Here is a 24,889-nt window from a genome sequence, read left to right as displayed (position 1 = left end):
CGGCATTACCGCCAATCCCTTCAATTTTCTTTCGTGTTTCGCCCGATGATCTGGCGAACCCCTTCTTTTGTAAAAGGCTGAAAAAGCTGTGGCAGAAAGCCCTTTGCAATTTCTCCCTTGATGCCGATGTTGGTCGAGGAAGGGCGATCGGGATTGAAATAGCTGCCGAACAACTGGTCGAAAATGACAAGGTTCTCACCATAATTGGTATTTCCCTCAGGCAGCTCTTTGGAGTGGTGCCATCGGTGCAGCCGGGGCGTGCTGAACACGTAGTCCAGCGGCCCGGTTTTCATATCCACATTGCAATGGGTCAGAATGCCGATGAAGGCGGTCACAGCCGCGAGCCACCAAAACACCTGCAACGGCGCGCCCATGAGATAAAGCGGAATCTGGCTGAGCGCGATCTTGAACAGCGAGTCGGCCACATGAAAACGGCCCGTATTGACGACCCAAAGGCGGACAACGCTGTGATGAAGCGCGTGGAAACGCCAGAAGAACACCGTTTCATGGGCGATACGGTGCGCCCAGTAGAGACCGAATTCAGCGATCATCAGGGCAAGCGTGACCTGAACAACCATCGGCAACTGAGAAGGCCACAGGTCGAATTTCATGGCCGCCAAAGGTTGCAGAAAAATGGCGGTTAGCATTGGAAAGAGCACCGCTGCCGTGGCAGCAAGCTGAACAAGCCCCTTGGTCAAGAGCGTGTGGGCGATATTGTTGACGGTTTCACCATCAGACTGAAGCCATTCCGTCTCATAGGGAATGTAACGCTCAAGAAGAAACAGGCTGGCCACCGCGCCCGCGTAGACGGCGAGGAATGTGGTGATCGGATGCTCACTCGAAAAAGCGAAATAAGCCCCGGTAAGACCGAGAAAAAACACCATGGGCCACGAGCAATAGGTAAGGACCCGTTTTACGGCTTCATTTTTTGCCATCAATCTCAATTCCCGTCCGGCAATCATTTAACTTTCAACCAAGATCAGGTCATTATCCTCGATATGTTGCAGCAGCATGGTACGCATCTATCAAACTGGAAGACCGGCGATTTTCGGTTCGAAAGTGTGCCGCACCGGCGTGAGCGCCGAGTTTGAATATCGTTTAGCTGATCCTGATCGCGATATAGAGAAGCGTGAGCGCAATCACCCAGAGCGCCGCCCGGCCCCATTTGGTGTGGCGCGCTTCCGCCTTGCCGATCGCTTCCGCGGTCTGGGCGTCGAAACGCAGGCCGTTCTCGCTCATATACACCAGGTCGGAATGCAGCTTCTCCGTCTTGGCAGCGATCTCGGGGGCCGCTTCCGCAAGCTTGAGAGCCGCCTTCACGCCGTCCTTCAGATCGGTGACAATACGTTTCGGGCCAAGATTGTCTCTTATCCAGCCGCTGACGACCGGATCGGCCGCTTTCCACATGTTGAAACGCGGATTGAGCATGCGGGATACGCCTTCCACCACCACCATGGTCTTTTGCAGCATCACCAGTTCCGGGCGCGTTTCCATGTCGAAGAGCTCGGTAACTTCGAACAGCAGCGTCAGCAACTTGCCCATGGAGATCGTCTCGGCCGGCTGGCCGTGGATCGGTTCGCCGATGGCGCGGATCGCCTGCGCAAAGCTGGCTTTATCGTGATGGCCCGGCACATAACCGGCCTCGAAATGCACCTCCGCGACGCGCATGTAATCGCGGGTGATGAAGCCGTAGAGGATTTCGGCAAGGAACCTGCGTTCTTTTTTGCCCAGCCGCCCGGCAATGCCCATATCCACGGCCACGATCATGCCCTGCGGATCGACAAAGAGATTGCCGGGGTGCATGTCGGCATGGAAAAAGCCGTCGCGCAACGTGTGCCGCAGGAAGGACTGGATGAGGGTATCAGCCAGCTTGTTCAGATCGTGGCCGGCAGCCTTCAGTCCCTCAATATCCGACATCTTGACGCCGTCGATCCATTCCATGGTGACGACATCGCGGCCGGTGCGTTCCCAATCTACCTCCGGAACGCGGAATCCGGGGTCTTCTTTGGTATTTTCGGCAAGTTCGGAAAGGGCGGCGGCCTCAAGCCGCAGATCCATCTCGATCTTGGTTGTCTGTTCCAGCGTGCGAGTGACTTCCACCGGCCGCAGGCGGCGGGCAGAGCGGACGAAACGCTGTTGCAGGTCGGCGATCAGATACATCGCCTCCAGATCGTTCTGGAAGCGCTGGCGAACGCCGGGGCGAATGACCTTGACGGCGACCTTGCGCGGCCCTTTCGGCGTATCCACTATCGCCGGGTGAACCTGGGCGATGGAAGCGGCGGCGATCGGATCGCCAAATTCCCTGTAGAGTTCCGAAACAGAACGCCCGAGCGAACCTTCAATATTAGCCTTGGCCGCGGCTGCGGGGAAAAATGCCATGCGGTCCTGCAGGCTCGCAAGATCGTCGGCGAAGTCGGCGCCGACGACATCCGGCCTTGTGGCCAGAAACTGTCCCATCTTCACATAGGACGGGCCAAGCCGCTCGACAGCTACCGCCAGCCGGTCGCTACGCTGCGCCCGCTTGGCCTTGCTGCGGGCGAATGGCTTCAGCAATGCCTTCATCACTTGCGCGGAGGCAGGAAGGTCATCGGATGGCAAGGCCAGCACGACGCCTTCGCGCACGAGAACCCAGCCAACCCTTGCGAGGCGGAAATATGCGCCCAAAGTGCTCATGCTTATGCTTGTCTCCTGCTTTTGCCGGGCATGGTCTTAAAGCTTCCAGCCGGAATGCAGGGCGGCGATACCGCCGGTGTAATTTGTATAGGTCACGCGCGAAAAGCCGGCGGAGCGGATCATCGTCGCGAAATCCTCCTGATTGGGGAATTTGCGGATAGACTCGACCAGATATTGATAGGGCTCGGCATCCCCGGTGATCATCTTGCCGAATTGCGGAATGGCGTTGAACGACCATGCATCATAGACGCGGTCGAGTAGCGGCATTTCCACCTCGGAAAATTCCAGCACCAGCAGTCGCCCGCCACGTTTCAGCACGCGGTAGGCTTCTTTCAGCGCAACGTCGATGCGCGGTACGTTGCGAATGCCGAAGGCGACCGTATAGGCGTCGAAGGTATTCGCCTCGAAGGGCAGCTCCTCGGCATTGGCTTCAACGAAGGTCAGATTGTCGGAGAGCTTTCGTTTTGCCGCGCGCTCCTCGCCAACGGCAAGCATCGAGCCGTTGATATCGAGAACGGTGGCATGCGCCAGACGGTTGGAGGCTTCCACGATGCGGAAAGCGATATCGCCGGTGCCTCCAGCTACGTCAAGCACCTTGTAAGAGGCATCCTTGCGTGGTGAAAGCGAGGACACCATGGCGTCCTTCCACAGCCGGTGCAGGCCGGCCGACATCACGTCGTTCATAATGTCGTAGCGCTTGGCCACCTTGTGGAAGACATCGTTGACCAGCCCCTGCTTTTTGCCTTCGTCCACTTTGTGGAAGCCATAGGACGTTTCCATGCCGCCTTGGGCAGTGGTACGGGCGTCGGTCATCGTCTGTCTCCATATTAATTGCGTGGCGGACCATAGCGGAAACGCCATGGCGACGCTATCTGTTGCCGCATCGCCTGGGCGCGACATTTCGCGTGCATTGTATAGACCACATGGTCCTAACGATAAACTGCCGGATAAGCCAGATGCCAGAATTGCCAGAAGTCGAAACCGTTAGACGCGGCCTCGCGCCCACCATGGAAGGGGCAAGAATCCGCAAGCTCCATCTTGGCCGTCCCGATCTGCGCTTTCCGTTCCCGGAGGACTTCGCGGGCCTGATCGAGGGCAGGACGATCATATCGCTCGGGCGCAGGGCGAAGTATCTCTTGATAGAGCTGGAAGACGGGCTGACGATCGTTGCCCATCTTGGAATGTCCGGCTCGTTCCGTATCGAGGCGGCGGCAGATGAGGCAGGGAATAGGAACGCGCCCGGCGCGTTTCATTATGCCCGCTCGAAGGACGGCAAGCACGATCATGTCGTCTTTCATCTGGATAAGGGCGAAGAGCGCATCTGCGTCATCTATAATGACCCGCGCCGCTTTGGCTTCATGCATCTGGTGGAGCGCAACAAGCTCGACCTCTACCCCGCTTTTGCGGGGCTGGGACCGGAACCGACCGGCAACGCGCTAAGCGCGGATTATCTCGCGAGCCGGTTCCAGGGTAAAAGCCAGCCGTTAAAAAGCACGCTGCTGGACCAGAAGGTTATTGCGGGCCTTGGCAATATCTATGTCTGTGAGGCGCTTTGGCGTGCCCATCTCTCGCCTTTGCGGGCGGCGGGAACGCTGGTGACCAAAACCGGAGAGCCGAAGCCGCAGCTCATCAATCTCGCGGAGAAGATCCGGGACGTGATCGCGGACGCAATCGCCGCTGGCGGCTCTTCCCTGCGCGACCATATACAGACGGACGGAACGCTCGGTTATTTCCAGCATTCCTTTTCAGTCTACGATCAGGAAGGCCAGCCTTGCCGTACACCCGGCTGCGGGGGTACGGTTGAAAGGATAGTGCAGGCCGGTCGTTCGACCTTTTATTGCGCGGCCTGCCAGAAGTAGCTGAGGCGGAATAATGGCGAGGGAGACTGCCGTGGATTATGAAACGATACTGGTCGAGAAACGCGACGAGGTGGGCGTCATCACGCTCAACCGGCCCAAGGCGCTCAACGCCCTCAATTCGGTGCTTCTGAAGGAGCTGCGGCACATTCTCTCCTCGTTCTCTGCTGACGATTCCATCGGCGCGATCATTATAACGGGTTCGGAAAAGGCGTTTGCCGCTGGCGCGGACATCAAAGAAATGCAGGGGCTGGATTTTGTCGATGCCTATGTCGGCGACTTTCTCGGCGGCTGGGACGAGGTCGCATCGACCCGCAAGCCGGTCATTGCCGCAGTCTCCGGCTTTGCGCTGGGCGGCGGGTGTGAACTGGCAATGATGTGCGATTTCATCATCGCTTCGGACACGGCGAAATTCGGTCAGCCGGAAATCACGCTTGGCGTCATTCCCGGCATGGGCGGCTCGCAGCGGCTGACGCGGGCGGTGGGCAAGGCGAAGGCGATGGATCTGGTTCTGACCGGCCGCATGATGGATGCAGCCGAGGCAGAGCGCGCCGGCCTCGTTTCGCGGATCGTCCCCGCGGCAAATCTCATGGATGAGGCGGTGGATGCCGCCACGCGCATCGCCTCGCTGTCGCGCGCTTCCGTTCTCATGGCCAAGGAAAGCGTCAATCGCTCCTTCGAGGTTCCTCTTTCGGAAGGGCTGAGATATGAAAGGCGATCCTTTCAGTCGCTCTTTGCAACAGCGGATCAGAAGGAGGGCATGGCGGCCTTCGTTGAAAAGCGCAAACCCGCTTTCCGGAATCGCTAAGGATTCGGAATATCGGCGTTTTCCGCCATTTGCGCGTTGACGGGCGTACGCTTTAGCGGTATATGCCCGCCCACGGTTAAGGAAAGCCATCCGGCTTGTCCGAAATTACTCCCGCATTCTTGGGTTAAGTGAGGTCTTCGAACGACCCGATCCTCTGGTTGCGGAATTTGGTTTGAATTCGAAGAGAGGCATACATGGCCAATACAACTTCGGCGAAAAAGGCGACCCGCAAGATCGCTCGCCGTACCGCAGTCAACAAGGCTCGCCGTTCGCGCGTTCGCGGCTTCATCCGCAAGGTCGAGGAAGCTATCGCTTCGGGCGATCTGGCAGTAGCCACCGAAGCTCTGAAGGCAGCTCAGCCTGAGATCCAGCGCGCAGCGACGCGTGGCGTTCTGCATGGCAACACGGCATCCCGTAAGGTGTCGCGTCTTGCCCAGCGCGTTAAGGCTCTTTCCGCCTAATCCGGCTAATCACAATTAACTATTCAAAAAGCCTGGTCTTTTGACCGGGCTTTTTGTGATTCTAACCCTACGTTAATCATTCCTGCCGTAACGTGACAAACGCGTGTCAGATGGGCGACAAGAAAAACTGAATAAAAACAATGGATTGCCGGAGGTCTCCCGAAAAATGGGAAGCTTTCTCTACGGAAGTCGCAGCCAGTTTTGAGTCAAGAAGATTTTTATTTTTTTGCCAAAACGGGCTATCGAAAAATGCCAAAATTGAATCTCATTGATTCATAAGCGATTCTGCTTCGGACCTTGCCGGTGATGCAAAACGACCATTGCGAGTCAATGGTCGATCTGAGTTTTTGCAGAAAAAACGCCATTGATCTCTCCCCACGATCCTGCCTAAATGCATTTCAACAAGGGGTGCGGATCTCAGTCCACAGATTATCTCGATGATCGTATCGACGATATTCACCTTCTTGCTGGCGGGCCTTTCGAGGTCCGTTTTCTCAGGTCATTGAGCTTTTTGTGCCGTTTCGGTCTCGGAACGGGCTGGAGCTTTTTGTCCTTAAGAATGCGCCTTACAGTTGTAGCGAAAGGAGCGTTTTTAGCGTGTCGCAGGCCTCTCCATGAAGGGGAGGGAAATGGGATAACCGGCTCGCAAACAAGTAGTAGTCTTTGACGCTCTTTCGAGGGGAGTGCTGGAGGCGGGAAATAATACGAGGGGGATCTCTGGCGATCGTTTTTTGATCGTCAGGCTATGATTGGCAATTTGAAAGGCGGCAATATGCAATTGAATTTGGCGATGGGTGCGGTGGCCGATGGGGACCGCGCACCACAGGCTCGTGATGCAGCTTGCTCAGAAGCGGCAGGGGATAAATCGGCAATGAAGCACGATGCGCTGTTTGAACGTTTTAGCGCGCGGCTGAAGGCACAGGTTGGTCCCGAGGTCTATGCAAGCTGGTTTGCACGGCTCAAACTCCACACCGTTTCGAAAAGCGTCGTCCGTTTTACCGTTCCGACGACCTTTCTGAAGTCCTGGATCAACAACCGTTATATGGATCTGATCACCAGTCTCGTCCAAAGCGAGGATCCGGACGTGCTGAAGGTGGAAATTCTTGTCCGCTCCGCCAGCCGCCCGGCCCGCCCCGCGCAGGTCGAGGAACGGGTGCAGCCCGTTCAGGACATGGGCGCGGTTGCGCGCAACAAGTCCTTCATTCCGTCGCAGCCGGCGACAGCACCTTCTGCACAGCCTGCGGCGGCGCAGGCGACGCTGCGGCAGGGTAGCTCCGGGCCGCTGTTCGGTTCGCCGCTCGATACACGTTTCACCTTTGACACTTTTGTCGAGGGCTCGTCCAACCGCGTCGCGCTTGCGGCGGCAAAGACGATCGCTGAAGCGGGTGCCGGTGCTGTGCGCTTCAATCCGCTGTTCATTCATGCGGGTGTCGGACTTGGCAAGACACACCTTCTGCAGGCGATTGCCAATGCCGCCATCGACAGCCCGCGCAACCCGCGTGTGGTCTATCTGACGGCCGAATATTTCATGTGGCGTTTTGCGACCGCGATCCGCGACAATGATGCGCTGACGCTGAAGGACACCCTGCGCAATATCGACCTTCTTGTCATCGACGACATGCAGTTCCTGCAGGGCAAGATGATCCAGCACGAATTCTGCCACCTGTTGAACATGCTGCTCGACAGCGCCAAGCAGGTTGTCGTGGCCGCTGACCGCGCGCCGTGGGAGCTGGAATCGCTTGATCCGCGTGTCCGTTCGCGCCTTCAGGGTGGCATGGCCATCGAGATCGAAGGTCCCGATTACGACATGCGCTACGAAATGCTCAACCGTCGCATGGGTTCTGCGCGTCAGGACGATCCGTCTTTCGAGATTTCGGACGAAATACTGACCCATGTGGCCAAAAGCGTGACAGCGAGCGGACGCGAGCTTGAAGGCGCCTTCAACCAGCTGATGTTCCGGCGCTCTTTCGAGCCGAACCTCTCGGTTGACCGTGTCGATGAGCTGCTGTCGCACCTCGTCGGCAGTGGGGAGGCCAAGCGCGTCCGTATCGAGGATATTCAGCGCATCGTCGCCAGGCATTATAATGTGTCGCGGCAGGAGCTGGTTTCCAACCGTCGCACCCGCGTCATCGTCAAGCCGCGCCAGATCGCCATGTATCTGGCCAAGATGCTGACACCGCGCTCATTTCCCGAGATCGGTCGCCGTTTCGGCGGTCGCGACCACACCACGGTTCTTCACGCGGTGCGCAAGATCGAGGATCTGATTTCCGGCGACACCAAGCTCGGCCACGAGGTTGAGCTGCTGAAGCGCCTTATCAACGAAAACAACGCATGAAAAAAGCGGCCTTCGGGCCGCTTTTTTATTGGTTTCTCGGTTGTTGATTGGCTCAGGACCAGGCAGGCTGCCGGTCAGCAGGCGAGATCGGCGACCACGGCATCCAGAATAAGCATGCCGGAAGGAGTGCAGCGCAGGCGGGAATTGCCGATCCGTTCCACGAAGCCGTGTTGCAGCAGGAATTCCTCTTTCTCCGGGTCGAGCTCGCGGCCGGAGAGATCGCTCCAGCGAGCAAGATCAATGCCTTCGCGCAGGCGAAGGCCCATCAGCAGCAATTCGTCTGCCTGTTCGTCGACGCCGAGAAGCTCCTGATCGACCATGCCGTGGCCTTCACGCTCGACGGTCTCGAGCCAGGTTTCGGGATGGCGCTCGGTGACGGTGGCGAGCTTGGAGGCGCCATTGGTCAGGCGTCCATGCGCACCGGGTCCAATACCGGCATAATCGCCATAACGCCAATAGGTCAGGTTATGGCGGCTTTCCGCACCGGGGCGGGCGTGATTGGAAACCTCGTACGCCGGCATGCCGTAACGCTCGGTGATTTCCTGCGTCGCTTCATAAAGCACCGCCGAATGCTCGCCATCCGGTACGATCAGCTTGCCAGCCTTGTGCAGCCCGTAAAACGGCGTGCCTTCCTCGATAGTGAGCTGATAGAGCGACAGATGGTCGACGGCGTAAGAGACGGCTTCCTTCAGCTCAGCGTCCCATTCGGCCACCGTCTGGTTCGGGCGGGCGTAAATCAGATCGAAGGACATGCGCGGAAAAATTTCCCGCGCCAGACGGATGGCTTTAAGCGCATCGGCAACATCATGCAGACGGCCAAGGAACTTCAGGTCCCGGTCGTTCAGCGCCTGGACGCCGAGCGAGACGCGATTGACGCCGGCTGCCCGGTAACCGCGAAACCGCTCCGCCTCAACGCTTGAAGGATTGGCCTCCATGGTGATCTCGATACCATCAGGCACATGCCAGAAGCGCGAAACGCCATCAAGAAGCGCGCCTACGGTCTGCGGGTCCATCAGCGAAGGTGTGCCGCCGCCCATGAAAACGCTGGTAACGACACGCGGACCGCTGAGCGCCCGCATCTTTGCCATTTCGCTGAGGAACGCCGCAGTGAACCGTTCCTGATCCACCGGGCGGTGGCGGACATGGCTGTTGAAATCGCAATAGGGGCATTTGGCCGCACAGAAGGGCCAGTGCAGATAGATCCCGAACCCGGGATCGCCCGTATCCGGCAGAAGCGACGCGCCGGGGGCAGAAAGTTGGTGCTCCCCGGTCATCGGGTTCATGCCTCCAGACAGGTTTCGACGAATTTTTTGAACGCGCGGGCACGGTGGGAGAGCGCAAACGCATCGCCGTGCTTCCAGCCGTGTTTTTCGTCTGCGGTCATTTCACCGAATGTGGTGTCGTAACCTTCCGGTTTGAAGATGGGGTCATAGCCGAAACCGCTTGTTCCGCGCGGTGGCCACGCCACCGTGCCTTCCACCTCGCCGCGAAAATATTCGACATGCCCGTCCGGCCAGGCAAGGCACAGCACGCTGACGAAGCGGCCCGTGCGGTCTTCCGGCTTCGTTGCACCGCGTTCGGCAAGCGCATCCTCGACCTTCTGCATGGCCATGGCGAAGTCGCGCGTACCGTCAGCCGTTTCCGCCCAATTGGCGGTGTAAACGCCCGGCGCGCCATCCAGCGCATCGATGACCAGACCGGAATCGTCAGACAGAGCCGGCAGGCCGGATGCCTTCGCAGACGCAAGCGCCTTGATGGCAGCATTTTCCTCAAAGGTGGTGCCTGTCTCGTCCGGCTCCACGAAGTTCAGCTCCGCAGCCGATTTGGCTGAAAAGCCGAAAGGCCCGATCAGGTCGGCGATTTCGGCGATCTTGCCCTTGTTGTGGCTGGCGACGACGATCGTTCTGGTATCGAGCTTGCGCATGACGTTTTCCTGTCGGCTCAGGCGATTGCCTGCTTCTGAAGGGCGACCAGTTCGCTGCATCCGGCCTTTGCAAGACCGAGCAGTGTCAGGAATTCCTCTTCGGAGAAGGGGGCACCTTCCGCGGTTCCCTGCACTTCGACGATGCCGCCGGAGCCGGTGATGACGAAATTCGCATCGGTCTCGGCGGAGGAATCCTCGAGATAATCGAGATCGATGACCGGCTGTTTTGCAAAGATGCCGCAGGAGATCGCGGCGATATGGTCTTTCAGGACTTTCTCGACCTTGATCATGTTGCGGGTTTCCATCCACTTCAGGCAATCATGCAGGGCGATCCATGCGCCGGTGATGGAAGCCGTGCGCGTGCCGCCATCGGCCTGAATGACGTCGCAGTCGATGCTGATCTGGCGCTCGCCAAGCGCCTGCAGGTCGACCACTGCGCGCAGCGAGCGGCCGATGAGGCGCTGGATTTCCTGCGTGCGTCCGCCCTGCTTGCCGGCCGAGGCCTCGCGTTTCATCCGCTCATGGGTGGAACGCGGCAGCATGCCGTATTCGGCGGTGACCCAGCCCTTGCCGCTGTTGCGCAGCCACGGTGGCGTCTTTTCCTCAAGGCTTGCGGTGACGAGCACATGCGTATCACCAAATTTGACCAGACAGGAACCTTCGGCATGTTTCGAGAAATTGCGCTCGAAGGAAACCTTGCGCATCTGATCGGTTTTTCTGCCTGAAGGCCGCATATGATCCACTCTCCATGTTGGTTCCTGCCTTCTAAGGCGCGCCCCGGGGTTTTGCAAAGCCAATTTCCATTTTGCCGCAGCGGTGCAACGCATTATATTGGTACGGACAGAGTTTTGACGATAAAGAACGGATGATATGGGCTTTTCCGCACCGCTTTCAAAAGATCAGGCATCGTTGCTGGATGAACGGTCGCGGGAGATTTTCCGGCGCATCGTCGAAGGCTATCTCGACACCGGCGAACCCTTGGGGTCGCGCAGCCTGTCGCGGCTGTTGCCGATGTCGCTTTCACCGGCCTCCGTTCGCAACGTCATGAGCGATCTCGAGGAACTGGGTCTCATCTATTCGCCGCATATCAGCGCCGGTCGCCTGCCCACCCAGACGGGGCTGCGCTTCTTCGTGGACGCATTCATGCAGGTGGGCGATCTGCCCGCCGATGAGAGAGCCAGTATCGACCGCCAGATCGGTCCGGTCGCCGGCCACGAGCAATCGCTGGAAGGGTTGCTGACGGAGGCAAGCCGCATGCTTTCAGGCATGTCGCGCGGTGCGGGCCTGGTGCTGACGGCCAAGAGCGACGTCATTCTCAAGCACGTTGAATTCATCCGGCTGGAGCCCACCAAGGCGCTTGCCGTGCTGGTAGGGGACCACAATCAGGTCGAAAACCGTATCATCGAATTGCCGGTCGGCATTTCGTCATCGCAATTGACAGAGGCGGCAAATTTCATCAATGCCCATCTTTCCGGGCAGACGCTGCAGGAACTGCGGGGCCAGTTTCAGACGCAGCGTGCCGAATTGCAGTCGGAACTTGGCACGCTCGCGCAGGACCTCATCGAACGGGGTCTCGCCATATGGGCGGGCGACAATGAAGAGGGCAAGCTCGGCCGCCTCATCGTCCGCGGACGCTCCAACCTGCTGGAAGGTCTGGCCGGTGAGGAAGATATCGATCGTGTGCGCCTGCTGTTCGACGATCTGGAACGTAAGGAAAATCTCATCGAGATACTCAACCTTGCGGAAAGTGGCTCAGGCGTCAGGATTTTCATCGGCTCGGAAAACAAGCTCTTCTCGCTGTCAGGCTCGTCACTGATCGTGGCACCTTATCGGGATGAGGAAAATCGCGTTGTGGGCGCCGTCGGCGTCATCGGTCCCACGAGGCTCAATTACGCCCGTATCGTGCCTATGGTGGACTACACAGCACAAATTATGGCCCGCCTTTCCCGAAAGCAGAGATAGGACAAGCCCGCAAGGTTAGAGAATGCGGCAAGCTTTTCGCCGCAAGCCTTGATTTTTGCCCTTCAAACCTCGATATCGGGCGCAACCAACAATATTCAAATCTGGAGAACGTCATGACCGACGATACGAAAAAGCCCGGACCTGACGCGGACGTCGCCGAAGAGTTTGTCGAACCCGCATTTACAGGGGAAGAGACGGCGGAAGCTGCCGAGCCCGATCCGATCGAACTGCTCAGGGCCGAAAATGCCGATCTGCGCGACAAGTTCCTGCGTCTTGCAGCAGAAATGGACAATCTTCGTCGCCGCACCGAACGCGAAGTCAAGGATGCGAAGGCCTATTCTCTCGCCGCTTTCGCGCGCGACATGCTTGCCGTTTCCGACAATCTTCGCCGCGCTCTTGAAGCCATTCCGGACGAACTCAAGACCAATGGCGAAGCCGGTCTCAACGGCCTGATCGAAGGTGTCGAGATGACGGAGCGCTCGATGCTCTCGACGCTGGAGCGCCATGGCGTCAAAAAGATCGATGCGGAAGGCCAGAAATTCGATCCGAATTTCCACCAGGCGATTTTCGAAATTCCGAACACGGCAGTTCCGAACAACACGGTACTGCAGGTGGTTCAGGCCGGTTTCACCATCGGTGACCGGGTGCTGCGCCCCGCCATGGTTGGCGTCTCAAAGGGTGGCCCGAAGGTGGAGACCGCCGCAGCGCCCGAGCCGGGCACCGCCTCCGTCAACGAGAAGGATGCGTGAGGCATTCCCTCATCTAAAGCGCGTCCGGATATAAAAACCGGGGCGCGCTTTTGTTTGAAATGCTCCAATAAAAAACGCGCCTCAAGGGCGCGTTTTTTTGTCCATGGAAAGGACCGTCGGCAGCCTTTGATCAGGCAGCGGTCGCCTGCTCCTGATTGAGGAAGGCGTAAATTGCCGTGTCGGAATCGGTGGCACGCAGCTTGGCCACCAGCTCGGGGTCGCGCAAAGCTCGGGCAATTCTCGACAGCGCCTTCAGATGATCCGCGCCGGCGCCTTCGGGTGCGAGCAGCAGGAAAACCAGATCGACCGGCTGGTCATCCAGCGCCTCGAAATCAACAGGTGTTTCAAGACGTGCGAAGACGCCGGTGATCTGATGGATGCTGCTCAGCTTGCCATGCGGAATGGCAATGCCGTGCCCCACACCGGTGGAGCCGAGTTTCTCACGCTGGAGGATGACGTCGAAAACTTCCCGTTCCGAGACTCCGGTAATTCTGGCTGCCTTTGCGGCCAGCTCCTGAAGCAATTGCTTTTTGGAATTCACCTTGAGGGCGGGAATAATCGCATCTTGTTGCAGCAAATCTGCCAACGCCATTCTCTTTTTCCTTCATGCCATCGAGACGATGCAGGAGGCAGATACGCTTTCGCGCTCTGCCTCCCATGTCTTGTCAGACTGTTCAGCTCTTGATCGTTTCCGCGTCGATCCAGCCAATATTGCCGTCATGTCGTCGGTAGACGATGTTGAGATATTCCTTGCCGGGGCTGCGGAACAGCAGAACCGGTTCGTCCGTCATGTCGAGCGCCATTACGGCGCTGGCGACGGACATCGTCTTTATCTGTTTCGAACTTTCCGCAACGATCGTGGGTGCGTAGTCTTCCGGAACCTCGTGGTCCTCATCGGGGACAGCATCCATTACCGTATAGGCGATTTCCGACATCGCGCCGTTCGCCGCGGAACCATTGTGGTGATGGTCCTTCAGCTTCCGTTTGTAGCGACGCAGGCGCTTCTCGATACGCTCGGCGGCGGCATCGAAACTCGCTTGCGGATCATTTGCCTGACCCGCCGCATGCAATACAACGCCCGTATCGAGATGCAGTTTGCAATCGGCTGCAAAACGCGATCCGGACTTCTCTACGGTCACTTGGCCTGAATACCCCCCATCGAAGTATTTGGTAACTGCCAGACCTATATTGTCCTCAATCCGCTGCCGGAAAGATTCGCCGATCTCCATATGTTTACCAGATACACGCACACTCATGGAAAATTTCCTTTTTGTAGTGATTTGCGAGTACCAGCTTACGTCAAGCCGCGCGCGCATCCAAGCGTTTCGAAGGCCTTTAAAAGCCCCCATTCGAATTTTACGCCCATGGACGGTGGAGATGAATCCGTTACAAATGACCTTGCTTACGTGTGCGGCGGGCTTCTAGCCCTTGCTGTAGCAAGAGTCAATGGTGCGGCTGGAAAGCCCTGAAAACGTGACCAGCGCCATGGCTCAGAACGCCGACAGTCTGGCCAGGGCCTTCTTCTCGCGCCGTCTCTGAACGGAGGATGGAATGTTCATCGCCTCGCGATATTTGGCCACGGTCCGGCGGGCAAGATCGATACCGCTCTTTTTCAGATTATCGACGATATCGTCATCGGAAAGCACTGCGTCGGCGGCCTCCTGCGCGATCATCGCCTTGATGCGGTGACGCACCGCTTCTGCAGAATGGCTGTCACCGCCTTCCACCGAGCTGATGGAAACACTGAAGAAATACTTCAGCTCGAACAGGCCGCGCGGCGTCAGCATGTATTTTTTCGACGTCACCCGGCTGACGGTGGATTCGTGCATCTTGATGGCGTCGGCCACCGTCTTGAGGTTCAGCGGGCGCAGGTGGTCCACGCCATTGACGAGAAAGGCGTCCTGCTGGCGCACGATTTCGGTCGCCACCTTCATGATCGTTCTGGCGCGCTGGTCGAGGCTGCGGGTCAGCCAATGGGCCGTCTGCATGCATTCGGAAAGGAAATCCTGATCCTCTCCCTCGCGCGACTTGTGCCTTGAAACCTCTGCGAAATAGGTCTGGTTGATGAGCACGCGCGGCAGGGTCTCGGGGTTGATTTCCACAAGCCAGCCGCCGGCAGAGGAGGGGCGAATGATGATATCAGGAACGATTGTCTCGGAAACGGTCGAATCGTAACCAGCGCCCGGACGCGGATTGAGCGTGCGGATTTCCGCCAGCATGTCGAGAAGGTCTTCCTCATCCACGCCGCAGAGTTTTTTTAGAGAAGCGAAATCCCGTTTCGCCAGAAGCTCCAGATTGTCGATAAAAGCCCGCATTGCCGGATCAAGCCTGTCCTTCTGGGCAAGCTGGATCGCCAGACATTCGCTCAGCGAGCGGGAAAACACGCCGGGAGGATCAAAGCCCTGAAGCGTCTCCAGAATTCGCTCCACTGCCGAAGGCGCCGCCCCCAGCCGTTCAGCGACGTCTTCGACGGCATCTACGGCGATATATCCGGTCTCGTCGAGCTGGCCGATCAGCGCATCGGCGATCATCCTGTCTTCCACAGAGGATATGGCGAGAGGCAATTGCTGATTGAGATGGTCGCTGAGGGTCTGTTTCGCGGCAACGAAGTCGTCGAGATCGTAACTCTCGCCTGACTCCTGCCCGGGCATGGATTTCCACTGCCCCGCAAGTTCGGGTGCGTCGGGCTTTCTGGGTTCGGTATCGTCAGGAAAGACATTTTCGAAGCTGGTGTCGAGTTGTTCGCCGAGATTTGCCGCGCGATCGCCGTACCAGTCGTCGCTGTCGGCCGTTACCGGCGCGGACTTGTCGGACCCTTCGCTGTCGGCATCGCCGAAATTCTCCGCATCAACAGGGCTATCGCTGCTCAAATCGCCGTCGTTTGCCGCAATTTCAAGCAAAGGATTGCGCTCCACCTCCTGCGCGATGAACTGCGTCAGTTCGAAATGCGTCATCTGAAGCAGCTGGATGGACTGCATCAGTTGCGGTGTCATCACGAGAGACTGGTTTTGACGCAGCAAAAGGCTGGCAGATAATGCCATGGCGGACGCGAAACTCCCCTTACAGCTTCTTCGTCGCCACAAATTTCAAAAATTTTGCGCAGGCAACGAAACTTGGCCCAAAAATTGCTTTTTTATTATGTTTGGTCAAGCGTCACTGCGGGGCGCGATGAAGAATCTTTCGCGCCCGGGAGCTTAAAGGCTAAAATTATTGCCGAGATAGAGCCGGCGCACATCCGGATTGTTGACGATATCGTCTGCACGGCCATGGGTCAGAACCTCACCGGCATGGATGATATAGGCGCGGTCAATGAGGCCGAGCGTTTCGCGGACATTGTGGTCGGTGATGAGAACGCCGATCCCGCGCGCGGTCAAATGTCTGACAAGGTTCTGAATGTCGCTGACGGAGATCGGATCGACGCCGGCAAAAGGTTCGTCCAGAAGCATGAAGGTCGGGTCGGTCGCCAGAGCACGGGCGATTTCCAGACGGCGACGTTCGCCGCCCGACAGGGCGACAGCGGGCGATTTGCGCAGCTGCGCAATGTGGAACTCTTCCAGCAACTCATCGAGCTTGCGGCTGCGCTTGGCGCTGTCAGGTTCGTGCACTTCCAGCACGGCGCGGATATTTTCCTCGACTGTCAGTCCACGGAAGATGGAGGCTTCCTGCGGCAGGTAGCCGACACCGAGGCGGGCACGCCTGTACATCGGCATGGTAGTGACGTCGTTGCCGTTGATGGCGATCTTGCCGCTATCGACAGGTACGAGGCCCGTGATCATGTAGAAACAGGTGGTTTTGCCCGCGCCGTTCGGGCCAAGCAGCCCCACGGCTTCACCACGGCGCACGACCAGCGAGACGCCGTTGACGACGCGCCGTGTATTATAGGTCTTCGTCAGACCATGCGCGATCAGGGTGCCGTCATAGCGAGCCTTGTCGGCCTGCGACGCAGCGTCCACAGGTCGGTCGCGCCCACCGCCAAATATTTTTGAGATCGAGGCTATCTTCACGAGGTGAGACTACTGTTTCTTCTGCTGCGATTTCGGATCGAGCATGATCCGGACAGGACCGCCGCAGCTTTCGAGCTTTGCCTGCCCCGAATTCATCAGAACAGTGAGCTTGCAGCCGGTGAAGACATTCGCGCCCTCGGACAGCACAACCTGCTTGCCGGTCAGAATGAAGGTCTGCGCCGCCATGTCGAATTCGCCGTGATCGGCCGTGGCCTTCTGCGTCTCGGACGTCAGGTAGACGTTATTGTCGACGAAGATTTTTTCGATGTTGGCGTCACCGCTGGTGAGCGAGGAACCTTCACCCTTGTAATTGACCGTCATCTTGCCGGCCTGAAGGGTGGTGGTGCCCTGCACAACTTTCACGTTACCGGTGAAATAGGCCTTGCGCTCCTGATCCCGAATTTCGAGCTGATCGCTTTCGATAGCAATCGGCTGGTCGCCGGAGAGCTTGACGCCTGTCATGTTGCTGGTGGTGTTCTGAGCGAAAGCCACGGTTGCAAGACAGGAAAAAGCAAAAGCTGCGGCTGTAACGCCTGCGGATTTGCCAAGGGAAACGGGACGGGAAATTTGCATCATCTGGACCGGGCTCTCACTTGCCTTCATTCTTGATATTGGATGCAGCGATACGTGCGCGTACCTGCCCCGAAAATGTAATAGTCTTGCCATTATCCGCGATATCAATCGATTGCGCAACAATGGCGCCGTCGTTTGTTTTGATCGAAACCGGCTCTTTGCTGCTCATTTTTCCAGCCTTCAGATCGACATCCGCAGATTGGAACTTCGCTTGTATGCCATTGCTGAGATTGATGTCAAAAGGGGCGGTCATCTTGAGCGTGTTGGTGGCCCGGTCGAAAATGCCTTCCTTGGCGATCACCTGGGCGACGCTGTCGTTCACAGGCACCGCGGCCAGAACCCTTTCGAGTGTCATGAGGTTGGGGTTGGCGATATCCTGCAACGCACGGTCTGCGTTCATGGAGTAGTCGATCCCCTTCTCGTTGCGGCCCGCAACAGCCGGCTTTTCCATCACGATCTTGCCGTCTTCGATCCTTGCGCTTTCAAGCGAAACCTCTTCGGGCGCCCAGGTGCGAATGAGCGAAACGGCGACGAAGGCAAACGAGATGATCGCCGCACCGAGCGGCAGAATGATTTTCAGCCGCTTCACGCGCGCGGAATGCCTCAGCGCGCGCTCGTAAGCGCCGTTCTGGTCATTGGGCAGCGGAAACGCTGGCGCGGGTTGGCGGAGTCTTTCGAGCATAAGAGTGGGTCCGGAAAACTTCCTGGGCGCCACTTTGGCGCGCAACTGAAGCTTATATGTTTATCTTGATGTCTTTGGCATGAGTGCTGTGTCCTGCCAATATGGTTTTTGTCTGGAAAGGTGCAAGGGAAATGCGAATTTAATCGTAATTCTGGTTTCCTTATTGTTTCCTTGCGGCTTCGCGCTAGAAGAACCATATGGCCATGACGCTTACATTACGCTTCAAATGCCGGAAGGCAGGGGTTTTCGATGGATAATATGGCGATAGCGGATCGCAGACGATTGCGCCGCAAGCTGACTTTCTGGCGGATTGCCGCTGTTTTTCTGTTTGTCGCCGGCATTTTCGGCCTCTACCGGTTTTTATGGGCCACCCCGCAGCAAAGCGAGAGACCCCATATTGCCCGTGTCCAGATCTCCGGGCTGATCCAGGACAATACCGAACTTCTGGAGCGGCTGGACAAGATTGCCAAGAGCGACAATGTCAAAGGGCTGATCGTGTCGATTTCATCGCCCGGTGGCACCACCTATGGCGGTGAGCGCATCTTCAAGGCCATTCGCGGCGTTGCGGAAAAGAAGCCGGTGGTGTCCGATGTCCGCACGCTTGCCGCCTCCGCTGGATATATGATCGCATCTGCAGGTGACGTCATCGTCGCTGGCGAAACCTCGATCACCGGCTCTATCGGCGTGATCTTTCAATATCCCCAGATCGGCCAGCTGATGGATAAGCTCGGCGTCTCGCTGCAGGAAATAAAGTCCTCTCCGATGAAGGCGGAGCCTTCGCCGTTCCATGAGGCGCCCGAAGAGGCGAAGACGATGATCCGTTCCATGGTGATGGACAGCTACGGCTGGTTCGTCGATCTTGTGGCCGATCGCCGCAAATTGCCGCGCGAGGATGTGTTGAAACTGGCGGACGGATCGATTTTCACGGGCAGACAGGCGCTCGCCAACAAGCTGGTCGACACGCTTGGCGGCGAAAAGGAAATTCGCGGCTATTTCGAAACGCGCGGTGTTGCCAAGGATCTGCCGATCGTGGAATGGCGCGCACCGTCTTCCAGTTCGCCTTTTTCGCTTTTCAGTGTTGCGCAAATAGCGAAGCTTCTGGGATATGACGATTTAATCCCATTTGCGGGCTCCGGTCAGCTCGGTGCGGACAAGTTGTTTCTTGACGGTCTTGTTTCCGTTTGGCAGGTTGAGCCGCATTAAAAATCCAATTCTTTCAGGGGGCAACCGTGATCAAGTCTGAACTGGTGCAGATCGTTGCTGCGCGTAACCCGCACCTTTATCACCGTGACGTGGAAAATATCGTCAATGCGGTGCTGGATGAAATCACCGATGCCTTGGCAGCGGGAAATCGTGTCGAGCTTCGTGGTTTCGGCGCATTTTCGGTGAAGAACCGTCCTTCGCGATCCGGTCGGAACCCGCGCACGGGTGAATCGGTTTTCGTCGAAGAAAAATGGGTGCCTTTCTTCAAGACGGGCAAGGAACTGCGTGAACGCCTGAACCCCGGTATGGGCGACGAAGAGGACGATTGATCGTTCTCACCCGCCGCGCCGGAAACGGAGCCGAGGGAATGCACGCCGCGATGGAGTAATGTCGGATGTCGAAAAAAATCATCAACCTCATCATCCTGCTTCCGCTGGCGATTATCCTCGTCATCCTGTGCGTGGCCAATCGTCAGTCCGTGACGCTCGCGCTCAATCCGTTCCGGCCGGAGGATGGCGTACTTTCCTTCACCGCGCCGTTTTTCGTGTTCCTGTTTCTGGCCGTCATTTTCGGCGTGCTTCTGGGATCTTCCGCCACATGGTTTGCGCAGGGCAAGCATCGCAAGCGCGCCCGGATCGAGGCGAAGGAAGCCGTTCGCTGGCATGACGAGGCGAACCGGCACAAAGCGGCAACAGCCGCGCAGCTTCCGAATGCGGGCCAACTCCCGGCAAAGTGATGGTCCCGACATTCGTTGCGGCTCTAGTCGAGCGACGCTTGGAATGCTATTTGCTGGCGCGATAAGACGCGGGCAGAAGCGGAAAGATTTCCATTGAAGAAAAAAGACAGCCGGCCGGGCAATCGCGTGCGTGCCGGGAGCGAGAAAAAACAGGTTCATGCCGCAAAGCCGGCACGGCGAATGGACGCGGCACCTAAAAAGCGCGAGCCGGACGCGGTGCGCAGCGCGCCGAAACCTACGCCGAGGGAAAAGATAGCCCCAGTACCGGCCGTTGAGCAGGTGCCTGCGCGGCCCCTCAAGCATCGCACCGGCGAACGTCCCGCAGAACAGGTTCCGGTTATTCTGGAATCGAGTGGCGCGGGTGATTTTCATCTCATCGACAGCGGCAATGGCCTGAAGCTTGAACAATACGGCGAATATCGCGTCGTCCGTCCCGAGGCACAGGCTCTCTGGCAGCCGTCGGTTCCTGACCGCGTATGGCAGAATGCCGACGCCATTTTTACCGGCGACACGGATGAAGACGGCATGGGCCGTTGGCGTTTTCCAAAGGCAGCACTTGGCGAAACCTGGCCCCTGTCGCTGCTCGGCGTCGAATTTCTCGGCCGTTTCACGGCCTTCCGGCATGTCGGCGTCTTCCCGGAGCAGATTGTCCACTGGCAATGGCTGAAAAATGCCGTTGAAACGGCTGACCGGCCGCTGAAAGTCCTGAACCTGTTTGGTTACACCGGCGTCGCTTCTTTGGTCGCCGCTGCTGCAGGCGCTGAAGTGACCCATGTCGACGCCTCCAAGAAAGCGATCGGCTGGGCAAAGGAGAACCAGGCGCTTGCCGGGCTCGAACAGGCGCCGATCCGCTGGATTTGCGAAGACGCGATGAAGTTCATCCAGCGCGAGGAGCGTCGCGGCAGCACCTACGACATCATTCTCACCGACCCGCCGAAATTCGGCCGCGGCACCCATGGTGAAATCTGGCAATTGTTCGACCATCTTCCGTTGATGCTCGATATCTGCCGGGAAATCCTGTCGCCCAAAGCGCTCGGTCTGGTGCTGACGGCCTATTCTATCAGGGCCAGCTTCTATTCGATGCATGAATTGATGCGCGAAATCATGCGCGGCGCCGGTGGCGTCGTTGCATCTGGCGAGCTCGTCATTCGCGAGGCCGGGCTTGATGGCAAGACTCCGGGCCGGGTGCTTTCCACATCGCTGTTCAGCCGCTGGGAGCCGAAATGACGAACGACATGCGCGAAAACACGACGCGCCGGGTTGGCCAGGTCAAGGAAGTCACCAGCCTTGCCAATCCCATCATCAAGGATATCAAGGCGCTCACCCAGAAAAAGGGTAGGGAAGAGACCGGCACCTTCATGGCGGAAGGCCTGAAGCTGGTTATCGACGCGCTCGAACTGGGCTGGACCATCCGCACCCTTGTTTACGCCAAGGCGGCCAAGGGCAAGCCGCTGGTGGAGCAGGCGGCCGTAAAGACGGTCGCTTCCGGCGGGCTGGTGCTCGAAGTCAGCGAAAAAGTCATCGCCTCGATCACCCGCCGCGACAATCCGCAGATGGTCGTTGGCATCTTTGACCAGAGATGGAAGCCATTGAAGGATATTCGTCCGGAAAAAGGCGAGACCTATATCGCGCTCGATCGGGTGCGTGATCCCGGCAATCTCGGCACCATCATCCGCACGGCTGATGCGGCGGGTGCCTCGGGTGTCATTCTGGTCGGCGATTGCACCGATCCGTTTTCGCTGGAAACGGTGCGTGCGACCATGGGTTCGGTCTTCGCTACGCCCGTTGCCCGCGCATCGGTTGAGGAATTCCTCTCATGGAAAAAATCAGCCAATGTCAGTGTCGTTGCCACTCATCTTGCCGGGTCGGTGGACTATCGAAAAATCGATTACGCCGGAAAGCCCGTCGTGCTTTTGATGGGTAACGAACAATCCGGCCTGCCGCCTGAACTGGCCGGCAAGGCAGACCAACTGGCGCGCATTCCCCAACAGGGCCGTGCCGATAGTCTCAATCTCGCCATCGCAACCGCTGTCATGCTTTTCGAGGCGCGGCGACATCTCCTCGAACTGGCACCGGTGAAGTAATGGCCAAAGCGGCGTTGTTTTCGAAATTTGGCCCGGCTTTCGCGCTTATCGTTGCTGCCCTTGTGCTGGACCAGGTCGTCAAGCAACTGGTCGAGACCTATCTGCCGTTGCAGGAGATGGTGCCGGTCATTCCGTTCCTGGCGCTTTACCGCACCTATAATCTTGGTGTGGCGTTTTCGATGCTGGCGGACATGCACGGCTGGTTCATCGTCAGCATGCGGCTCGTCATCGTGGTCTTCGTTCTGTGGCTCTGGCGCAAGACGGCGGCGGATCGGACTTTTGCCCATCTTGGCTTCGCCTTCATCATCGCTGGAGCGGCCGGCAATCTTCTCGACCGCTTTTTCTACGGTCACGTCATCGACTACATCCTGTTTCACACCGATACATGGTCGTTCGCGGTCTTCAATCTGGCCGATACTTTCATAACAATCGGTGCCGGTTGCGTCATTCTAGATGAGTTTCTGCACGCCCGGGCGGCTAAAAAGTAAAATTTTAGCGTTTGAGCCAAACATATCAAAACCGCTGCCGTGGTAGCGGTTGTGCATGAGCGAACTGGCACGACTGCGGGAAAAAGTTTCAGATGGCCTCGCCGCCACCCCGGCGCAGCCGGCGGATCGCGTCGACACGACATCTCACCATGGCGGTGCGGGGCGCGGGACAGATGCCAGATCGATCACGCTATACGTTGCCGCGTCATTGTCGGTGGGTGCCTTCTCCGCAGCCTTGATCGCGCTTGCGGTGCCTTATGCGGTCACCGTCGCCTTGGCATCCTTCTTTGGTGCGGTGCTGGTCGGTCTCCTGTCCTACGCCATGTTCGGCAAATCCTTCCAGTATACCGGCAAACTATTTGCAGATGATTTGGATGTACGGCTACGCCAAACTCAAAACCGATCGCTGATTGCCGAGATCCAGGAGGCCATGGGCGATATCATCGTCATCCGCAATATGGATCGGCGCATCGTCGAGGCGAATGCGGTTTTTCGTGAAGTGACGGGCTGCTCGGCCCCCGAAGGGCTGAGCTGTGAGGAAATCGGCATCGCTTTCCGACCAGGCGACAAGGCCCACGCTTATGATGTGGAAATCGCGACCCCGTTCGGTCAGCGCATTTTCTCCTGGCACGATGTCGTCACCCGCGATCTGGCAAGCAGTCGTCTTCTCATCAGCAGCATCGCGAGAGATGTCACCGAGGAGCGGCTGGCACTCGGCGAGCGGGAAAACGCCCGGTTACGCGCGGAAAAGGCCGATGCCGAAAAGGCAAGGCTGCTGGCAACTGTTAGCCACGAGATCCGTCTGCCGCTTTCCGGCATGCTCGGCATGAACCATCTTCTGTCGCAGACGAAGCTCAATGAAGAGCAACGTAATTATCTCGACGGCATGAAGCAGTCCGGTCAGTCGCTGGTACAGTTGGTCGAGGACCTGTTGGATTATTCGACCATGGAGGCGGGCCGTTTCAAACTCAATCCGCGTGCGGAAAACCTGCGCCGGCTGATCGAGAGCATTGTCGAGATGCTGGCGCATCGCGCCCACGAAAAGGGCATCGAAATCACCTCCTTCGTCACGCCGGATGTGCCTGATTATCTGGATTTCGATCCGGCAAGGCTGCGTCAGGTTCTGTTCAACCTCCTCGGCAATGCCGTCAAATTCACGCAGGTGGGCGGGGTCGTCATCCGAGCGCGCATGGTTGAAGGCGAATTGCATATCACCGTCGAGGACACCGGCCCCGGCATGAGCCAAGCGGAACAGGCCCGTATCTTTGGCGAATTCGAACAGGCAGGCCCGATGTCGCAACAAAGTGGGGGAACAGGGCTTGGGCTCGCGATTTCCGCCCGCATCGTGCGGGAATTCGGTGGCAGCCTCACGGTCTTCAGCCGCAAGGGTGAGGGCAGCACCTTCAAGCTGGCATTCCGTCCGGGCAGTTCGTCCACCGGCACGCCGGACCCGGACCGGCACCATTGCCTACAGCATACCAATGTCCTGCTGGTCGCGCCGAGGGGCGTGGCAGCAACGGTGACGATGGAGGCGATCGAGGCTTTCGGCGGTAAATGCGCTCTTATCCGCGAACCGGAGGATTTGGAAAGGCTGCACGGTACAGTTGTCGATCTCACCGATATCATTGTCGACAGGCGTATTTCGCCTCTGTTCAGAGACGCGCTAAGGGATTGGCCGCAACAGAATGTCCGTCGCACGTTGCTGGTCAGTCCCGAAGAGCGGGCGTCGACCATGCATGCGTCCTTCGACGCCTGGTTGATCCGGCCGCTGCGCGAAAAGTCCCTGATTGACGTCCTCTGCGGCCGTCTGCGCGGCATAGAACGGCGCGATGCCATCAACGACAACCACCCGGATGTGGGGTTTTCGTCACGGGTGACGGAGGGGGTAAGCGGCATCGATATCCTCGTGGCCGAGGACGACGCCGTCAATGCGCGCATCATCCGGGCCGTTCTGGAAAAAAGCGGTTACATCGTGCGCGGTGTCGACGATTTTCAGGCCCTGCAGCAAGCCGTGGCGCCCGGCGCAACCCGCCTGCCGCACCTCATCATATCCGATCTCAATATGCCGGGCGGCGAGGGGCTTGAGGTGCTGCCGGAGCTTCTCGGCACGCTGAAGGGTGGAAGAAATATTCCGCTCATCGTGCTCAGCGGCGATGCGAGCGTTGAAACCGCCGAAATCCTGCTGAATGCCGGTGCGGCCAAGGTTTTGACCAAGCCTGCCGACCCGAGACGACTGGTCGAGGAAATCCGCCGCTTGCTGGAGGCGAAACGCCTGTTGCCATCATGACTTGAGAGACTCGCAATGGCTGCATTTTGTCACTATTCTGTCGTCAATTAGTGATTTATGACAG

25 protein-coding genes are annotated in these 24,889 nt (G+C 58.0%); 13 read left to right on the top strand and 12 right to left on the bottom strand.

Going from position 1 to position 24,889, the window contains the following annotated elements; all coding sequences use genetic code 11:
- Positions 1 to 20: 20 nt before the first annotated feature.
- The 3 genes from F617_RS0103510 to ubiE form a co-directional block, all read right to left on the bottom strand.
- Positions 21 to 935, bottom strand: a complete 915-nt coding sequence (locus F617_RS0103510; RefSeq protein ID WP_013635359.1) for a sterol desaturase family protein — start codon at positions 933 to 935, stop codon at positions 21 to 23.
- A gap of 163 nt (positions 936 to 1,098) precedes the next feature.
- Positions 1,099 to 2,673: a 2-polyprenylphenol 6-hydroxylase gene (gene ubiB, locus F617_RS0103505; RefSeq protein WP_019564439.1), complete on the bottom strand. Its 1,575-nt coding sequence runs from the start codon at positions 2,671 to 2,673 to the stop codon at positions 1,099 to 1,101.
- Positions 2,674 to 2,709: 36 nt separating this feature from the next.
- Positions 2,710 to 3,486 (bottom strand): bifunctional demethylmenaquinone methyltransferase/2-methoxy-6-polyprenyl-1,4-benzoquinol methylase UbiE, encoded by a 777-nt coding sequence (ubiE, locus tag F617_RS0103500; protein ID WP_003514739.1) that lies wholly within the window; start codon positions 3,484 to 3,486, stop codon positions 2,710 to 2,712.
- Positions 3,487 to 3,629: 143 nt separating this feature from the next.
- Between ubiE and mutM the strand changes: the two genes are divergently transcribed.
- From mutM to dnaA, 4 genes are all read left to right on the top strand, one after another.
- A complete protein-coding gene (gene mutM, locus F617_RS0103495) occupies positions 3,630 to 4,532 on the top strand; it encodes a bifunctional DNA-formamidopyrimidine glycosylase/DNA-(apurinic or apyrimidinic site) lyase (protein ID WP_019564438.1) in 903 nt (300 codons plus the stop codon).
- Between the two features lie 31 nt (positions 4,533 to 4,563).
- Complete coding sequence (locus F617_RS0103490) at positions 4,564 to 5,337, top strand: enoyl-CoA hydratase (RefSeq protein ID WP_003514743.1); 774 nt, start codon at positions 4,564 to 4,566, stop codon at positions 5,335 to 5,337.
- 194 nt (positions 5,338 to 5,531) lie between these two features.
- Complete coding sequence (rpsT, locus tag F617_RS0103485) at positions 5,532 to 5,798, top strand: 30S ribosomal protein S20 (protein ID WP_003493474.1); 267 nt, start codon at positions 5,532 to 5,534, stop codon at positions 5,796 to 5,798.
- Positions 5,799 to 6,669: 871 nt separating this feature from the next.
- Positions 6,670 to 8,133, top strand: coding sequence for a chromosomal replication initiator protein DnaA (gene dnaA, locus F617_RS0103475; RefSeq protein WP_003514748.1), 1,464 nt, complete (start codon positions 6,670 to 6,672; stop codon positions 8,131 to 8,133).
- 74 nt (positions 8,134 to 8,207) lie between these two features.
- On the opposite strand, the gene hemW is transcribed toward dnaA, so the two are convergent.
- Genes hemW through rph form a run of 3 tightly spaced genes read right to left on the bottom strand, consistent with a single transcriptional unit; the run spans position 8,208 to position 10,791 of the window.
- Positions 8,208 to 9,407: a radical SAM family heme chaperone HemW gene (hemW, locus tag F617_RS0103470; protein WP_026330654.1), complete on the bottom strand. Its 1,200-nt coding sequence runs from the start codon at positions 9,405 to 9,407 to the stop codon at positions 8,208 to 8,210.
- 5 nt (positions 9,408 to 9,412) lie between these two features.
- Positions 9,413 to 10,057, bottom strand: a complete 645-nt coding sequence (rdgB, locus tag F617_RS0103465) for an RdgB/HAM1 family non-canonical purine NTP pyrophosphatase (RefSeq protein ID WP_003514751.1) — start codon at positions 10,055 to 10,057, stop codon at positions 9,413 to 9,415.
- 17 nt (positions 10,058 to 10,074) lie between these two features.
- On the bottom strand, positions 10,075 to 10,791 hold the full coding sequence (rph, locus tag F617_RS0103460) for a ribonuclease PH (protein WP_003514752.1): 717 nt from the start codon (positions 10,789 to 10,791) through the stop codon (positions 10,075 to 10,077).
- A gap of 136 nt (positions 10,792 to 10,927) precedes the next feature.
- Here rph and hrcA point away from each other — a divergent pair, with 136 nt between their 5' ends.
- Together hrcA and grpE are read left to right on the top strand one after the other, a co-directional pair.
- The gene (hrcA, locus tag F617_RS0103455; protein WP_003514754.1) at positions 10,928 to 12,019 is read left to right on the top strand and encodes a heat-inducible transcriptional repressor HrcA; all 1,092 of its coding nucleotides are present in this window, start codon (positions 10,928 to 10,930) and stop codon (positions 12,017 to 12,019) included.
- A 113-nt stretch (positions 12,020 to 12,132) separates the two neighbouring features.
- A complete protein-coding gene (grpE, locus tag F617_RS0103450; protein WP_019564434.1) occupies positions 12,133 to 12,768 on the top strand; it encodes a nucleotide exchange factor GrpE in 636 nt (211 codons plus the stop codon).
- 130 nt (positions 12,769 to 12,898) lie between these two features.
- Here the strand turns inward: grpE and ptsN are convergent, their stop codons facing one another.
- The 6 genes from ptsN to lptC form a co-directional block, all read right to left on the bottom strand.
- A complete protein-coding gene (ptsN, locus tag F617_RS0103445; protein ID WP_003493488.1) occupies positions 12,899 to 13,360 on the bottom strand; it encodes a PTS IIA-like nitrogen regulatory protein PtsN in 462 nt (153 codons plus the stop codon).
- A gap of 82 nt (positions 13,361 to 13,442) precedes the next feature.
- A complete protein-coding gene (hpf, locus tag F617_RS0103440) occupies positions 13,443 to 14,024 on the bottom strand; it encodes a ribosome hibernation-promoting factor, HPF/YfiA family (protein WP_003514759.1) in 582 nt (193 codons plus the stop codon).
- Positions 14,025 to 14,258: 234 nt separating this feature from the next.
- Positions 14,259 to 15,809, bottom strand: coding sequence for an RNA polymerase factor sigma-54 (gene rpoN, locus F617_RS0103435; protein WP_026330653.1), 1,551 nt, complete (start codon positions 15,807 to 15,809; stop codon positions 14,259 to 14,261).
- 153 nt (positions 15,810 to 15,962) lie between these two features.
- Positions 15,963 to 16,772 carry an LPS export ABC transporter ATP-binding protein gene (gene lptB / locus F617_RS0103430; RefSeq protein WP_003514762.1) on the bottom strand — a complete coding sequence of 270 codons (810 nt, stop codon included), beginning with the start codon at positions 16,770 to 16,772 and terminating at the stop codon, positions 15,963 to 15,965.
- A gap of 9 nt (positions 16,773 to 16,781) precedes the next feature.
- Complete coding sequence (locus F617_RS0103425) at positions 16,782 to 17,348, bottom strand: LptA/OstA family protein (protein WP_003514763.1); 567 nt, start codon at positions 17,346 to 17,348, stop codon at positions 16,782 to 16,784.
- Between the two features lie 13 nt (positions 17,349 to 17,361).
- Complete coding sequence (gene lptC / locus F617_RS0103420; RefSeq protein WP_003514764.1) at positions 17,362 to 18,027, bottom strand: LPS export ABC transporter periplasmic protein LptC; 666 nt, start codon at positions 18,025 to 18,027, stop codon at positions 17,362 to 17,364.
- A 249-nt stretch (positions 18,028 to 18,276) separates the two neighbouring features.
- On the opposite strand from lptC, the gene sppA reads away from it, so the two are divergent.
- The 7 genes from sppA to F617_RS0103385 all read left to right on the top strand — a co-directional run bounded on the left by sppA (position 18,277) and on the right by F617_RS0103385 (position 24,825).
- Positions 18,277 to 19,230 carry a signal peptide peptidase SppA gene (sppA, locus tag F617_RS0103415; RefSeq protein ID WP_013635364.1) on the top strand — a complete coding sequence of 318 codons (954 nt, stop codon included), beginning with the start codon at positions 18,277 to 18,279 and terminating at the stop codon, positions 19,228 to 19,230.
- Between the two features lie 2 nt (positions 19,231 to 19,232).
- Positions 19,233 to 19,559 (top strand): integration host factor subunit beta, encoded by a 327-nt coding sequence (locus F617_RS0103410; protein ID WP_219256707.1) that lies wholly within the window; start codon positions 19,233 to 19,235, stop codon positions 19,557 to 19,559.
- Between the two features lie 65 nt (positions 19,560 to 19,624).
- A complete protein-coding gene (locus F617_RS0103405; protein WP_003514766.1) occupies positions 19,625 to 19,966 on the top strand; it encodes a LapA family protein in 342 nt (113 codons plus the stop codon).
- Positions 19,967 to 20,059: 93 nt separating this feature from the next.
- Positions 20,060 to 21,193, top strand: a complete 1,134-nt coding sequence (locus F617_RS0103400; RefSeq protein ID WP_019564430.1) for a class I SAM-dependent methyltransferase — start codon at positions 20,060 to 20,062, stop codon at positions 21,191 to 21,193.
- Complete coding sequence (locus tag F617_RS0103395) at positions 21,190 to 22,050, top strand: RNA methyltransferase (protein WP_003514768.1); 861 nt, start codon at positions 21,190 to 21,192, stop codon at positions 22,048 to 22,050. The genes F617_RS0103400 and F617_RS0103395 overlap by 4 nt, the downstream gene beginning before the upstream one ends.
- Positions 22,050 to 22,538 (top strand): signal peptidase II, encoded by a 489-nt coding sequence (gene lspA, locus F617_RS0103390; RefSeq protein ID WP_003514769.1) that lies wholly within the window; start codon positions 22,050 to 22,052, stop codon positions 22,536 to 22,538. Before F617_RS0103395 ends, lspA begins: the two co-directional genes overlap by 1 nt.
- 55 nt (positions 22,539 to 22,593) lie before the next feature.
- On the top strand, positions 22,594 to 24,825 hold the full coding sequence (locus F617_RS0103385) for a hybrid sensor histidine kinase/response regulator (RefSeq protein ID WP_019564429.1): 2,232 nt from the start codon (positions 22,594 to 22,596) through the stop codon (positions 24,823 to 24,825).
- Positions 24,826 to 24,889 lie beyond the last annotated feature (64 nt).

It is taken from the genome of Agrobacterium sp. 10MFCol1.1, assembly GCF_000381165.1.
GTDB classification, from domain to species: domain Bacteria; phylum Pseudomonadota; class Alphaproteobacteria; order Rhizobiales; family Rhizobiaceae; genus Agrobacterium; species Agrobacterium tumefaciens.
This window is presented reverse-complemented; position numbering and strand designations above follow the sequence as displayed.